A 12,880-nucleotide genomic window follows, 5' to 3' on the forward strand; every position below is an offset into this window, starting at 1 on the left:
TTCATATCCTAAAATTACTTTGCTCTTTACCCTGTTAGGATATTAATCAGTGTAGAATATTCGCTTAATTTTTAATTATAAAAGTTAATGATTAATATTAGTAAATTAAATAAAATTGACTTTCTAGTTTTGATTGCAATTGTGATTATTGGTCTTATACATTTGCCTTTTCCATTTGACGGAGATCAAGCATTTTTTAGGCTAGGTGCTTTGGAGATGCAACAAGGAAAGGTACTCTATCGTGATTTTTGGGATGTGAAGCAACCGGGAATTTTTTGCTTTTACTTTTTAGCGGGAACTTTCTTTGGTTTTAATGAGATTGGTATCCATCTCTTTGAACTTGTTTACATGGTGTTTCTGTCTATAGTATTGTTGTTGAGTCTTAAAAGCTATTTTCGGCATCCGATAATCGCAAGTCTAGTACCTTTGTTAACGGTTGGCGTTTACTATACTGTTTCACAGCCTTGGCATCTTACTCAAGTGGAAGCACTGGTTAGTTTTCCTTTGTTCATTTGTCTTTGGCTGACTTATCAATCTTTCAAATATGAAGGAAAGCAAAGATTCTTTCTACTTTTACTGTCAGGTTTTATTGGTGGGATTGTCCTCATTTTTAAATTAATACTTCTGCTAATATTAATTTCATTTTGGCTAACTACTTTAATATATTCTGTGCTAATAAAGCAAGAGCAAATTCAAAAAGTTTTTTTAGAAATATTTATTCCAATTTTGATGGGGATTATATTTCCTATTTTATTTATTGTTAGCTATTTTGCCTGGTTCAATAGTTTACCAATTTTGTATCAAACATTCTTTTTATATCCACCTCGAATTGTTGCTAATTCCCAATTTGACCCAAGTGGGCTTTTTGCAGGAATAAAATGGTTCTTAAATCATTTTTACCCTCTACTTTTAGCCGCTACTGTTGCAGTAGACGTATCATTGCGTAAGTCTAAGAATATATTGACTTTGCTACTTGTAATTTGGTGCATTTTTGCTTGGGGTGTAATTGTTCTACAACGTGGGGCATTTTGGGAATATCATTATTTACTATTGTTTGTACCTTTAGGTATTTTAGCAACTAAAGGATTAGATGTTTTATGGGAGTCTTTAAAAAAATTGAGTTCCCCATTTACTACAATCCTGCTGATATTTTTGTTTTTCTTGCCTTTATCGAACAGTCTTATAAAAAAGAGTGTTGTTCTGGTTAATAATAACTTTGCTTTAGCTGAAGATACACGATTTAAATATCAGACTGTTTTTAGAGAAAAATATCCATCTTTTCGTTCAGAGGCTGAATTTATCTCCCAACCAGGAAATCTTCCTGGTAAGATTTATGTAGCTGGCGATCCATCTATTTACTACTTCTCCAATCGGACTCAGGCAACATCAATACGTGGTTGGGCACTTGAATATTTTCTGCCTGAACAATGGACAAAACTTCTAGAAGAGTTAGATTCATCTAAGCCTCCTTATATCTTTATTGATTATATTCAGCAGCCTACTATCAACAAAAATTTCCCAAGAATGTTAGAATTTATTGAGGGAAGATACCGTATTTTACATCAAAATGATAACGGGATTTGGTATATTCTTTTGTAGACAAACCACTACAACAATCCTGAATCATTGATGAGAAACAAGATCCCCGACAACTTTTACGAAGTCGGGGATTTGCGGGTTTAGAGGCAGGAGGCAGTATAGCGCAGCGGTAGCGAGTCCGCGTACTCTTACAGAGAAGCAAGCTACGCGCAGCGTGTCGTAGAGAGCGTCAGCAGGAGGCAGAGGTAGAAACTGTTTATATCTGATTTGGAGTTCTGCATTTTGTACTTCATTTGCTTGCAAACTGCTGTAAGTAAACGGTTTGTGTTGCTAGAACCCTTACCAATCATTTGTTTTAGTATCATCCCAGACTTCCAATTCCAAATCGCGGAGATAAGTTAATCCGCTTTGAATTTGTGCATCTGTTCCTTGTAGTTCAAGGTCAAACCAACCATCTCCAACAGCATTGGCTCCCAAAATCGCTGCCGTGATATTCACAATCAGTCCATAGTCAGACACCAGGCGAGAAATAACAGGTTCCTGGTGATAATCTTTAGGAATTCTGAGTCGAATCCGTTTTTTGGTAAGTGTATTGTCAGTAGCCATATCTGAATTATTTCAATTCCTAATCGGGATTGGTACAGAACTACTTTTAACCCTAACGGTAATTTCCTGATAGGTACTAGGTAGATCGTACCATGTCCCATGATTTGCTTGTATCCTATTCAAAAGATAACTATAATCGCTTGATTTTTCACTCTCACTTACTGGGGAATGGAGAGTTCCCAAAAGTTGGGGGGATGAGTATCCCTACTCATCCCCCTCGGTTTTAAATGCTTCTGTGGCAACGATGATGCTACCGTTTCGGCTACTGTGTCAGGTAGCCCGCGCACGTAATCTGGGGTCAACATCCTCAATGGAGTTGACGGGTGGCGGTACTTCATCCTTTTTAATCCAGCGATCGTGTTGACCAAAAGGAGTGACGAATGGAAATTGACAACTTAGAACAGCTTAAAGAACTTGAAGGTTATCCAGAGGGAGAAGCCGCACTCAAGAAATACTACAGCAACATGCTAGATCGTGATGATGACTATTACGAAATTTACCGTGACGTTTGTGCTGAGTGCTGGGAAGACGAGCTAGGGAGTATTTTAGACCCCAGGGACGGATCGTGTCCTCGATGTGATTGCGATCTTTAGCGATCGCCGTAATTAATGACTAGTGACCAATGACCAATGACTAAACTAAAAACCTCAGAACTAGAATCAGCTAGACTTCTAGCCATCCTTGAGCTAGAGGGACTAATAGAATTTATCCGCACAACAAACCCAAGCTTAAATCTCGCTCAGGTTTGGACGCTAGCAGCATTTACATTGAATCAAATGCCACAGCTATTCTGAGAGAACCCCGAACTGTTCAACAAGCCTTGGTGGGAGATTCCAGAAAATATTAAGGATGCTATCACCTTGAAAGACGCTTCACAAAAATTACACTTGCACTATAACATCGTAAGATTACGAGTAGATTTCGATGTAGCTTAAATAACACTTATCTTAATTAACTTTCCTAACTTTGGTTCTCTACCATTCGCTGTAGAGATTCGTTTTCCTGTTTGGCATACCCAGATGTATTTTGAGGCTTGGTGGTACAGCGATAATGAAACTAATCAAGCTTTCAAAGCTATACCAGAAATTAAGACTCAACTAACAAGACTTGAATCCAAAGTTAATGCTCTTTAAATAATGGAAATTGATATCAATGGGGATTTTGCTTACTCCAACCTGCTTTGCTTTTTTGGGATTTCGATGAATATATTTCATCTGCGTAGGCGTAGCCCGCCATAGGCATCGCTTGTCTACCACAAGCTGCATCTCTGCCAATGCCTACAGCGATCGTAGCAAATTCCATCAGAGCAGGTTAATAAAGGATAAAATTCGGATTAAAATTCTCAAATTATTAGTAACTGCTTCCAAAAAAAGTAACATATTATAGAAAAATGATGATTTTTCTTAACTTTTAAGAGCTATCATCTATACCGTAGATTAAATCAAAAAACTTGTATAAGCCGAATCAATTTAGTGAACTATCCCAAAGTTTACACTTCGGAGCAAGCCTGTCCCATTAATTTAGTTGGCGAAACAGGACAAGCGGTTCAAATTTCAATTCATGCTCCCAGTCAATATATCTGTGCCAACTGCGAACGGATATTACCAGATTGGAAACGGCAGCAGCCATTTTTACGAGTAGTGATTGTTTTACAGCAATCGCGTTATCAATTAGTCGAAAAGACAGCAGAAGTAGAGTTAGAGAAAGAACGCTTACGAGAAAAGTTTATGAGATTTGGTTGTGATTTAGCATTTAATTTGCGCGATCGCGGCTATTTAACTGACCTGATTGACCCTCGTACAGGCTATCCTTTACTCTCCCATCCAGGAGCAATTCCTCACGACGACACAGCAGTTGTCAAAGCTTTGCTCAACTATCCAGTGATTAAAAATCAATGCCGTGTGTTAATTCATCCCGATTGGGGTGCAGCAGTTTATCCTGGTATTTTGATATCAGAAGCTCCCCCAATTGCGATCGAATGGGTTACAAAAGGTATAGCATCCATGCATGGGTGGAAAGAAATTAATTATTAGTCATTAGTGATTAGTCATTGGTCATTGGGTATTGTAAAGACGTATATCAGCACTTGTATTTCCAAATAAATAGCTAGGACAGTCGAAGCCTCTAAGAATGCGGCTTGTTACTTCCATCTCATGAGTGAACTCTACGAAGTCAAGCCGGGAATGATAGCTTTTGGTTCCTGTTTGGGTGAAACTCAGGTCGATCGCCAGGTATTTCAAATTGATGATAATTTTATACACTACTGTCAGACTAAACTTTTAGCCCGTGCAAAGAAAATGGTACTTTAGCAGCATCTGCGGGAATTATATAACTATAATTATCGGGAAAAATCCTTTTCCCAAGTGAACGCAGCGTTCGCAAAGCGTGTCCTGTTGGGACTCAGCGAAGTGAAGCAATCACAGGGGTTTCAAGCTTTTTATATCTCGTTAGATAGTTAGATTTATTTGTGCTTACCTAACTTAGAAACCAAATTGATTCTGAGCAAAGTTAAATACTTGTTTCATCGTTATGCTCAACCACAATTCCCATAAATACAAAATTTCCCATACCTGATGTATGAAAATATTAATTCAACACCGTCATTACGACAATGAAATTAGTGGAGTTTTAACTTATATTTATTCTATTATTCCAGAGATGGAAGCTAGATTAATTGAAGTTAAAACTATTTCTACCAGACAAGATAATATCGCCAAATGGTTTAGTTATATTGTTTGGGCAGATATAATACACATGAATTCAAATGACTTATTTTTTACTTTATTATGTAAAATATTGCGAAAAAAGATAATTATTAAATACCATTATTCCCTTTATCAATCTACTCATACTAATTATGAGCAGATGAAGTGGACGCAACGTTTAAAAGCTGAATTTAAACACACATTGCCGAAAGCTAATTATCCATTAAAGTGGAAATTATACACTTTTATCAAATGGGCACGCCTAACCACCCGGCTTTCTACTGCCTTCTTAGCCGATTATCATACAGCTTGTAGTAACTTTTTAGGAGAATCTTCTGCTTTTCCTTGGCCAGTTGATACTTTATATAATCCGATTGAAATCAAGTCGGAAAACCAGCTTAAAACTTTAGAAAATTTGTCTCAGCCATATAATTTTATTTTTGTCGGTAGATTAGCTACAGACAAAGGCGTAGATATTTTATTAAAAGCAGCGCGAATTTTACAAGATGAAAATAAATAATTTAAAATTACTATTATTGGCGATGGCGAACAATCTCAGCAATTAAAACAGCTAACGTTTGATTTAGGAATTGCCAACAAAGTTAATTTTTTAGGTAAAGTTCCTCAAAAAGAAGTACTTCTAAAAGTTCAAGATGCTTTGGCTTTAATTGCTCCATCTCGTTGGCAAGAACCGGCAGGTTACGTAGTGTTAGAAGCCTCTAGCGTTCAAACCTGCTCGATTGTCTCAAAAATGGGAGGATTGTCAGAAGTGGCAGGACCGCACAGCCTATTTTTTGAAAATGAAGATGCAGAAGAATTAGCCAAATGTATGCGATACTGCTTAGATAATCCAGATGAAGCAATTAACCGGGGTTTTCAGTCCAGCCAATACGTTGCAGAAAAGTTTTCAGCTGCGCGTGCTGTTGCTCGACTGCTGGAAATTTGTAGTCAACTTACTCCTAAAGCATTGGTAACAAAATCTGATACATAATTCTTGCTATAGGGCAGCAACCCTGTAACGGACTTATTGGAAGCTCTACCAGCTAGAACCCCGACTTTTTGGTTTAATCTAATATAGGACTTACGCACACTCTACGATTCTTCTCTACGAGACGCTACGCGTTGGTGGAAGCATATTGCAGATCAGGCGGTTCGATAAATTAAGCTTTTTGGGGATTGTTGCGTAAGTCCCATAATACATTAGCACTTCCTTATGGCCCAGAAAACACAGCTTGTTCTACATCATCCCGACTAAGAGAATACTTGAATGAGCGTTGGACATCTTGTCCATTTTCCCCAGATTGAACATATCGCACTACAATTTGTTCAACATCGAGCCATAATTCAGCTTGCCAACTAGGTCGCTGTACGCGCCAGCAATGCCTTTGTGTTTCGTCTTGTTGACAGCCTTGGTCTTTTAGCCACTGCTCAATTTGTGGCAGGGGATGATTATATAGCGGAGTATCAGAAGGAAGAAGAGCCATAGTAATTTTAGATTTTGGATTTTGGTACTTCGTTGTGAGTGCGGCCCAACTGAGCGCTTGCCTAACGTCTCAGTCGAATGATTTTGGATCGGGGAATTGTTTAATTTTTAATTATCAGATAGGTAATTAGTTGCGACATATAGGTAATCTGCTGTTGTACAAATGCAGATGATTGCAGCTTATGGGAATGGATCGCAGCCTCGCCACGAGTTAAGCCAATAGCAACTGCTAATAACAGACAACCTACAAATGTTAACACCAGCATAAATAAAGCAAATATTTCGCCAGATGATAAGGGGCGATCGCTCGCATCAAGGTAAGCTGATTTTGACCAGTCATGAGAACGCGAGACGGGATGATTCAAATCAGGGGGTGGTTGAATCACTCCAAAGCGGGAATAGCCAATTTTTAAATCGTAGCCGAAGCGCCGTTCTGGATGGCTAAGGGTGGCGTAGGCTTCGTTGATTTGCTGAAATTTGGGAGTGGCGATCGCAGTCGGCAAGTCTGTAGTATCAGGATGATAAAGTTTGCTCAGTTGCCGATAAGCGCGACGAATGTCAATTCCCGATGCCCAGGGATGCAGTCCTAGCAGAGAGTAATAAGTTGGTTCGCTGCTTTGTGGCATTGCCCCATTTTGATTCACGGCTGTTTGAGTCACCTTGCAATCAAGTTTTTTCTAGTATTGTAAACCTCTGCCCATTCCACAGAGGCAAAAATGGCTGATGAGATTCTGGCATCATGCCCAAACCTTTTATAGGTGAGGACTTGAATGGTTGTATTTATATACTGTACAATAGTATTTAGAGGGGCGAACGTCGGCTTCATGCCGTGTGTCCAAGTAGTAATTCTACTTAGACCTAGCCCCTTTTAGCTTTTCAAGAGTTAATGGGTTGCGATCGCCATACCACTCTCCATAAAGTTTGTTGCGATTATCGTTTAAGTCCATAATCAGTCTATATTTCTTGGCAAGGGGCAGAAAAAACTGGTCATCGTCGCCTTCATAGCATCGCTGTACAGCCCACAGGTAATAGTCGATGACTTGTAAACCAGTAACCTCAGATGGATAAGTAGGCTCAATGATAATCGAACTATTTGAGCTAATTTTCCATTGAGACTCAAAGTTTTTCTGAGCTTGGTTGATGGCTTGTTCTAGTGCTTCTTCGCGTACTGCCTTACCGCGTCTAGCAATAGCAATATTGATAACATCTGCTTTATGTAACAGATTTTTGAACACCCGTGTTATGAGATCGTCATAAATTGTGTTCTGCTGAAGCTTTGTACCTAAGCTCTTAAAGTTTGCTTTTGCTGATTCTGCCATATCAGCTTTACTCCGAATTGCAATGAGAACTTTAATATCGAAAGACTGCATCAGTTCAAAAACCTTTTCACGAATTTCGGGATGGTCGTCCTTAGCGTGAAAGGTAATCGCAGTCTTTTTCGCTTCAGGTTGCATGGAGGGAATATTTTTGAAGCGAAGATGCGTCATCAAGCTTGCGCGGAGTGCATTCTAGTTCCCAGGAAACTTGTTCTGGATCAGAAATTTGAGCAACACCAAACATAAAAAATTTAGATGCTCCAGGTTGACCTACGATGATGCGCCCCTTTTTATCGAAGAATGTAAGATCACCTGCTTCGTCAACAAAGTAGTGACGAAATTTAATTTCTGGTGACATGCACTGGAGATAAGGTAGATTTGACCTATTTTAGGTCAACTTGAGATAATAGCCTCTAATTGTGCGATCGCTTGATCTTCAACAGCATTGACTTCATCTCTAAGCTCATAAACTCTAACTATTAATCGCCCAATTCTTTCCTGTTCTGGAAAAGGTGCATCAGGGATAAGTACTGATCCTGCATCCTCCGGTGTTAGTTCATCAATTACACCACCATATATTCTTGCTTTCAAGTTCGTTGGTCGTTTCTGAAGTTATGGGTAGCTGTTTTGCGGTCAAAGTGCAATTTCCTCATTTTATATGCTGAGTTCAAGGTTACTTGCCGCCATTGATCTTGAGTGATATCTTGCTTAAATCACAACTATAGATTACTTAGGTACTCAATTACTGATGTCAGTCATGGATTAATACACTACTTCATCCCTAACGTATTAAATCAGCACGGGGTTTAAAGGTTTCAATTTGCCGTAACTTTTCGTAAAGTTCTTGTTCTTCTTGACTAATATTTTTCGGTGTAACTATTTGAATTTCTACTAGTTGATCGCCACGTTTGCCGTCATCACTGGGATAGCCTTTATTGCCTAGTCGAAATTTTTGACCAGACCTAACTCCAGGAGGGGTAGTCATTTTTACAGGCCCATCAAGAGTCGGTGCTTCTACCTGTCCTCCTAAAACTGCCTCGCTAGGAGTAACAGGTACTTGGCAAACGATATTTAAACCTTCTAGCTTAAATAATCGATGAGGTTCAACGGTAATTTTTAAGTATAGATCGCCACCACCAACGCCTTGGTTCCGCAAACGGATGGTTTGACCTGTTACCATCCCTGGAGGCATATTAACTTCTAGCGATCGCCCATCTTCCAAACGAATGCGTTCATTACCACCTTGATAAGCTTTTTCTAGTGGAAGGGTTAATCTGGCTTCTATATCTCGACGGGTTGTGCGAGGTGGAGTGTTAACGGTGTAGGCAACTTTTGTTCTGGGAGTACGAAACGGATCGCTATTATTGCCATTACTGGAGTTATTTGCCGCACTCTTATTTTTGACACCGATAACTTGATTAATAAAGCTTTCAAAGTCGGAGAATTGGCTGGGATCTACGTCCTGATTACCGTTGCGATCGGCTTGGCTACTCTGCCAAGTTTTAGCCTTTGGTGTCTGTTTGTTACCCGCAAAGCCTTTTTGCTTCCAGTAGCGGCTAAACTGGTCGTACTGCGATCGCTTGGCTGGATCGGAAAGAACTTCATAAGCCTCGCCGATATCCTTAAATTTTTCCTCAGATTCTTTGTTACCCGGATTCAGATCGGGGTGATATTGCCTTGCTAACCGCCGATAAACCTTTTTAATTTCCTCACCAGAGGCATCTTTAGATACTCCTAAAATCTCGTAGTAATCGCGAAAGTTCGGCAAATTTTGCATAGTCAGTTATTTAAATTTTAGATTTTAGATTTTAGATTTTGGATTAATTATGAGTTAAGAGAGAGGAATTAGGAGTTAGGAGTTATGAGTTGAAAGATTTAATTTTTAACTCCTCACTTCTCACTCCTAACTTTTATTAAAAGTACTACAACCAATCATTGTCTTCTTCATCATCCCAGTTATCTTGGTAGCTGGGGCGAGATTTGCGTGGAGGACGACTTTCATAAGAGGAAGAACGATTATCGCGGCTATAATCTCTGCCATAGTCTCTGCCGTAATCTTTGCCATAGTCTTTACTGTATGAGTCACGTTCTCGATATGTATCTCTGGGAGATTCGCGTTCTCGTTCTTTATCACCGCCAGTAAAGATGTCGCGGATAGTACCAAACAAGTCATCGTCTTCATCTTCAGCATAAGTCTGGCGGACTTCCCGATTTAGCTCATAGAGAGCATCTTGCAAGTCCGCGTAGGCTTGATCGATACCGCGATCGCTATTTTCCTGAAGACTTTCCTTTAGTTGTCGGCAAATATTATCAATTCTTTGGCGGCGGCTGCGGGCAAATTGCATACCGAATTCCAGCGCGACTTCCCTCAGTTGTCGTTCTGCTTGGAAAATCAACGCCTCAGAACGAGTCCGCTTTTCTATCCTCTCTTTACGTTCGCGATCGACATCGGCATATTTTTGAGCGTCCTGAATCATCCGATTCACTTCCGACTCGTTCAAAGTGGAAGCGCCTTGAATGGTGATACTTTGCTCTCGCCCAGTGGTTCTATCTAGGGCTGTTACCTGTAAAATACCATTAGCATCAATATCAAATGACACCTGAACTTGAGGAATTCCTCGTGGCGCTGGTGGGATACCATACAGCTTGAACCGTCCTAAAGACTTGTTGTTTGCTGCCATTTCCCGTTCGCCCTGGACTACGTGAATTTCCACAGTATTTTGGTTATTTTCAGACGTGGAAAAAATATCAGAACGGCGGACTGGAATCGTCGTGTTGCGAGGAATAAGTTTTTTCATCACGCCGCCGATGGTTTCCAATCCCATAGAAAGGGGTGTGACATCCAAAAGCAGTACATCTTTGAGTTCGCCTGCGAGAATGCCTGCTTGAATTGCTGCACCCACTCCCACGACTTCATCGGGATTGACGTTTTCGTTGGGTTCTGTACCAATCAAGTCCCGCACTAGCTGCTTCACCATTGGCATTCGTGTAGAACCGCCAACTAACACAACTTCTTCAATGTCTCTAGGTGAAAGTCCGGCATCTTTGAGCGCTCGTTTCACTGGTGTCCGCAATCTTCCCACCAAATCACCACACAAGCCTTCAAACTGGGAACGAGTTAAACGAGTTTCGAGATGTTTGGGGCCATCTTCAGTGGCGGTGATGAAGGGTAAGTTAATATCGGTGACGCTGACAGCAGAAAGCTCAATTTTGGCTTTTTCCGCAGCTTCCATCAGACGTTGCAAAGCTTGGCGATCGCGTCTTAAGTCTACCTCTTCTGTTTCCAGAAATTGCTCTGCTAACCAATCTACTATTATTTTGTCAAAGTCGTTCCCACCAAGTTGCGTATCGCCACTGGTAGCCTTGACTTCAAATATCCCATCGCCTACTTCTAAAATCGACACGTCAAAAGTGCCACCACCCAAGTCAAATACTAAGATAGTTTCCGTGTCACCCCGATCTAATCCATAAGCCAAAGATGCCGCCGTCGGTTCATTAAGAATTCGTAGCACCTCTAAGCCAGCAATTCTACCAGCATCGCGGGTTGCCTGCCGCTGAGAATCGTTAAAATAGGCGGGTACTGTAATCACTGCCCCTGTGACTGGTTCACCCAAATAGCGGCTAGCATCGTCTGCCAATTTCTTCAGCACCATTGCCGAAATTTCTTCTGGGGCGAAATCTTTATTGAGACGGGGACAGGCAATTTTAATATTACCTACTTCGTCTTTGCGGATGGTGTAGGGTACACGCTTGGAATCTGCATTAAGTTCGCCATACTTCCGCCCAATGAAGCGTTTAACTGCAAAAAAGGTATTTTGGGGATTGAGGACGGTTTGTCGCCGTGCCATTTGCCCAACCACCCTTTCACCTTCTTTGCTGAAGCCAACTACGGAGGGGGTTGTTCGCATTCCTTCTGCATTGGCAATCACCACCGGCTTGCCACCCTCCATAACGGCGACTACTGAGTTGGTTGTACCCAAGTCGATGCCGACTACCTTGCCCATGCGTTACTCTTCTCCTAAAGTGTCTTATATATTTATTATGATTGGGCAGAACTACCTCTAGCTTTGTGCTACAAGATAAAAACACCTCAATGTATAATACTCATTATTAAGGCAGTAAGCTAAGAAGTGCAGCTAGAGGAGATAGTTGCAAGACTAGGATAGCATTGAGATGGTTGGTGTGCCCAAGCAGCCTCAATTCTTGTTATCCGCCTAATTCTGTTTACGGTATCTGCAAAAAATTGGTAAATTCACCTTAGTAATGCTTGCTCTGCTTTTTTGAGTACCTGAAAATTCTCATATTATTGCTACTACTTTAAAGATTTGAATTTAACAGAGCGATTACAGACTTCCCTGAGTGAGATAGCGCGAGAACGCGATCCTTACATGGCAACGGCTGGGCATTTTTTTGTCCAAGAATACATCCGTCAGCAATTTTCCCAATGCGGGAGTGTGGAAATCCACACCTTTAAAGTCAGAGGCAAAGTTTGTAATAACTTGATATTAAATTTACCTTCCCAAGCGAGAGGGCAAAAAAAGGATTTACTACCAATTTTAATTGGCGCTCATTATGATGGCGTTCCGGGAACACCTGCGGCTGATGATAATGCTACAGGTGTGGCGGTGTTGCTGGAATTGGCGAGAAAGTTTGCTGCTGAACCTGTCAAATATCCCTTAAGGCTGATTGCTTTCGATATGGAAGAATACGGCTTATTGGGTAGTGCTGACTATGCAGCCCTGTTGCATCAACAAAAGCAACAGTTACGCTTGATGATCTCCTTAGAAATGCTGGGCTATAAGGATTCTACACCTGGTTCTCAAAGTTACCCCCCTCCTCTAGAACGCTTTTACCCAGATACAGGTGATTTTATTGCTTTAATTGGTAATTTGCGGACATTGCCTGACTTAATTGGGATGAGCCGTAATATTCGCAAAGTTGGCGTACCTAGTCAATGGCTACCCGTGCCGAATCGAGGTTTAATAGTTCCTCAAACCAGACTTAGCGATCATGCACCTTTCTGGGATTTGGGTTATCCAGCAATGATGGTGACAGATACGGCATTCTTGCGAAATCCACATTATCACAAAGCTAGTGATGCGATCGCTACTTTGGATTTAGATTTTCTGACTCGCGTATGTGAAGGTTTAGAGATGGCAATTCGGCGATTGTGAAAAGATATTTTCTATTGTATCTGATGCGTGAGTCTTGCATTTTTCACCTCACTTACT

Annotated in this window: 18 protein-coding genes; 9 read left to right on the forward strand and 9 right to left on the reverse strand. The window is 40.7% G+C overall.

Features of this window, described 5'->3' with window-relative positions; translation table 11 throughout:
- Positions 1-87: 87 nt before the first annotated feature.
- Positions 88-1,599, forward strand: a complete 1,512-nt coding sequence (locus NLP_RS06080) for a hypothetical protein (protein ID WP_104905603.1) — start codon at positions 88-90, stop codon at positions 1,597-1,599.
- 279 nt (positions 1,600-1,878) lie between these two features.
- Here NLP_RS06080 and NLP_RS06085 read toward each other — a convergent pair whose 3' ends face one another.
- A complete protein-coding gene (locus NLP_RS06085) occupies positions 1,879-2,145 on the reverse strand; it encodes an NIL domain-containing protein (RefSeq protein ID WP_104905604.1) in 267 nt (88 codons plus the stop codon).
- Positions 2,146-2,380: 235 nt separating this feature from the next.
- On the opposite strand from NLP_RS06085, the gene NLP_RS35480 reads away from it, so the two are divergent.
- Genes NLP_RS35480 through NLP_RS32875 form a run of 3 tightly spaced genes read left to right on the forward strand, consistent with a single transcriptional unit; the run spans position 2,381 to position 2,939 of the window.
- The gene (locus tag NLP_RS35480; protein WP_267894909.1) at positions 2,381-2,509 is read left to right on the forward strand and encodes a hypothetical protein; all 129 of its coding nucleotides are present in this window, start codon (positions 2,381-2,383) and stop codon (positions 2,507-2,509) included.
- Between the two features lie 16 nt (positions 2,510-2,525).
- Positions 2,526-2,738, forward strand: coding sequence for a hypothetical protein (locus NLP_RS06090; RefSeq protein ID WP_104905605.1), 213 nt, complete (start codon positions 2,526-2,528; stop codon positions 2,736-2,738).
- A 36-nt stretch (positions 2,739-2,774) separates the two neighbouring features.
- Positions 2,775-2,939, forward strand: a complete 165-nt coding sequence (locus NLP_RS32875; RefSeq protein WP_158680305.1) for a hypothetical protein — start codon at positions 2,775-2,777, stop codon at positions 2,937-2,939.
- A gap of 355 nt (positions 2,940-3,294) precedes the next feature.
- Here the strand turns inward: NLP_RS32875 and NLP_RS32880 are convergent, their stop codons facing one another.
- Complete coding sequence (locus tag NLP_RS32880) at positions 3,295-3,447, reverse strand: hypothetical protein (RefSeq protein ID WP_158680306.1); 153 nt, start codon at positions 3,445-3,447, stop codon at positions 3,295-3,297.
- A 170-nt stretch (positions 3,448-3,617) separates the two neighbouring features.
- On the opposite strand from NLP_RS32880, the gene NLP_RS06095 reads away from it, so the two are divergent.
- The 4 genes from NLP_RS06095 to NLP_RS34700 all read left to right on the forward strand — a co-directional run bounded on the left by NLP_RS06095 (position 3,618) and on the right by NLP_RS34700 (position 5,841).
- Entirely contained in the window at positions 3,618-4,178 is a 561-nt protein-coding gene (locus NLP_RS06095) for a methylmalonic aciduria and homocystinuria type D protein (protein ID WP_199784771.1), read from the forward strand.
- A 120-nt stretch (positions 4,179-4,298) separates the two neighbouring features.
- On the forward strand, positions 4,299-4,454 hold the full coding sequence (locus NLP_RS32885; RefSeq protein WP_158680307.1) for a hypothetical protein: 156 nt from the start codon (positions 4,299-4,301) through the stop codon (positions 4,452-4,454).
- A 268-nt stretch (positions 4,455-4,722) separates the two neighbouring features.
- Positions 4,723-5,370 (forward strand): hypothetical protein, encoded by a 648-nt coding sequence (locus NLP_RS34695; RefSeq protein ID WP_234017232.1) that lies wholly within the window; start codon positions 4,723-4,725, stop codon positions 5,368-5,370.
- A 15-nt stretch (positions 5,371-5,385) separates the two neighbouring features.
- Positions 5,386-5,841 (forward strand): glycosyltransferase family 4 protein, encoded by a 456-nt coding sequence (locus tag NLP_RS34700; RefSeq protein ID WP_234017351.1) that lies wholly within the window; start codon positions 5,386-5,388, stop codon positions 5,839-5,841.
- Between the two features lie 220 nt (positions 5,842-6,061).
- On the opposite strand, the gene NLP_RS06105 is transcribed toward NLP_RS34700, so the two are convergent.
- The 7 genes from NLP_RS06105 to dnaK form a co-directional block, all read right to left on the reverse strand.
- Positions 6,062-6,334: a DUF3143 domain-containing protein gene (locus tag NLP_RS06105; protein ID WP_104905607.1), complete on the reverse strand. Its 273-nt coding sequence runs from the start codon at positions 6,332-6,334 to the stop codon at positions 6,062-6,064.
- A gap of 100 nt (positions 6,335-6,434) precedes the next feature.
- Positions 6,435-6,959 carry a J domain-containing protein gene (locus NLP_RS06110; protein WP_104909791.1) on the reverse strand — a complete coding sequence of 175 codons (525 nt, stop codon included), beginning with the start codon at positions 6,957-6,959 and terminating at the stop codon, positions 6,435-6,437.
- Positions 6,960-7,181: 222 nt separating this feature from the next.
- Positions 7,182-7,787, reverse strand: coding sequence for a hypothetical protein (locus NLP_RS06115; RefSeq protein WP_234017233.1), 606 nt, complete (start codon positions 7,785-7,787; stop codon positions 7,182-7,184).
- On the reverse strand, positions 7,777-8,007 hold the full coding sequence (locus NLP_RS34705) for a hypothetical protein (RefSeq protein WP_234017234.1): 231 nt from the start codon (positions 8,005-8,007) through the stop codon (positions 7,777-7,779). Before NLP_RS34705 ends, NLP_RS06115 begins: the two co-directional genes overlap by 11 nt.
- Before the next feature lie 35 nt (positions 8,008-8,042).
- Positions 8,043-8,240, reverse strand: a complete 198-nt coding sequence (locus tag NLP_RS06120) for a hypothetical protein (protein ID WP_104905608.1) — start codon at positions 8,238-8,240, stop codon at positions 8,043-8,045.
- A gap of 190 nt (positions 8,241-8,430) precedes the next feature.
- Entirely contained in the window at positions 8,431-9,426 is a 996-nt protein-coding gene (locus tag NLP_RS06125; protein WP_104905609.1) for a DnaJ C-terminal domain-containing protein, read from the reverse strand.
- Positions 9,427-9,571: 145 nt separating this feature from the next.
- The gene (gene dnaK, locus NLP_RS06130; RefSeq protein WP_104905610.1) at positions 9,572-11,653 is read right to left on the reverse strand and encodes a molecular chaperone DnaK; all 2,082 of its coding nucleotides are present in this window, start codon (positions 11,651-11,653) and stop codon (positions 9,572-9,574) included.
- A gap of 321 nt (positions 11,654-11,974) precedes the next feature.
- Here dnaK and NLP_RS06135 point away from each other — a divergent pair, with 321 nt between their 5' ends.
- Positions 11,975-12,823, forward strand: a complete 849-nt coding sequence (locus NLP_RS06135; RefSeq protein WP_104905611.1) for a M28 family peptidase — start codon at positions 11,975-11,977, stop codon at positions 12,821-12,823.
- Positions 12,824-12,880 lie beyond the last annotated feature (57 nt).

The organism is Nostoc sp. 'Lobaria pulmonaria (5183) cyanobiont' (assembly GCF_002949795.1).
Classification (GTDB): domain Bacteria; phylum Cyanobacteriota; class Cyanobacteriia; order Cyanobacteriales; family Nostocaceae; genus Nostoc.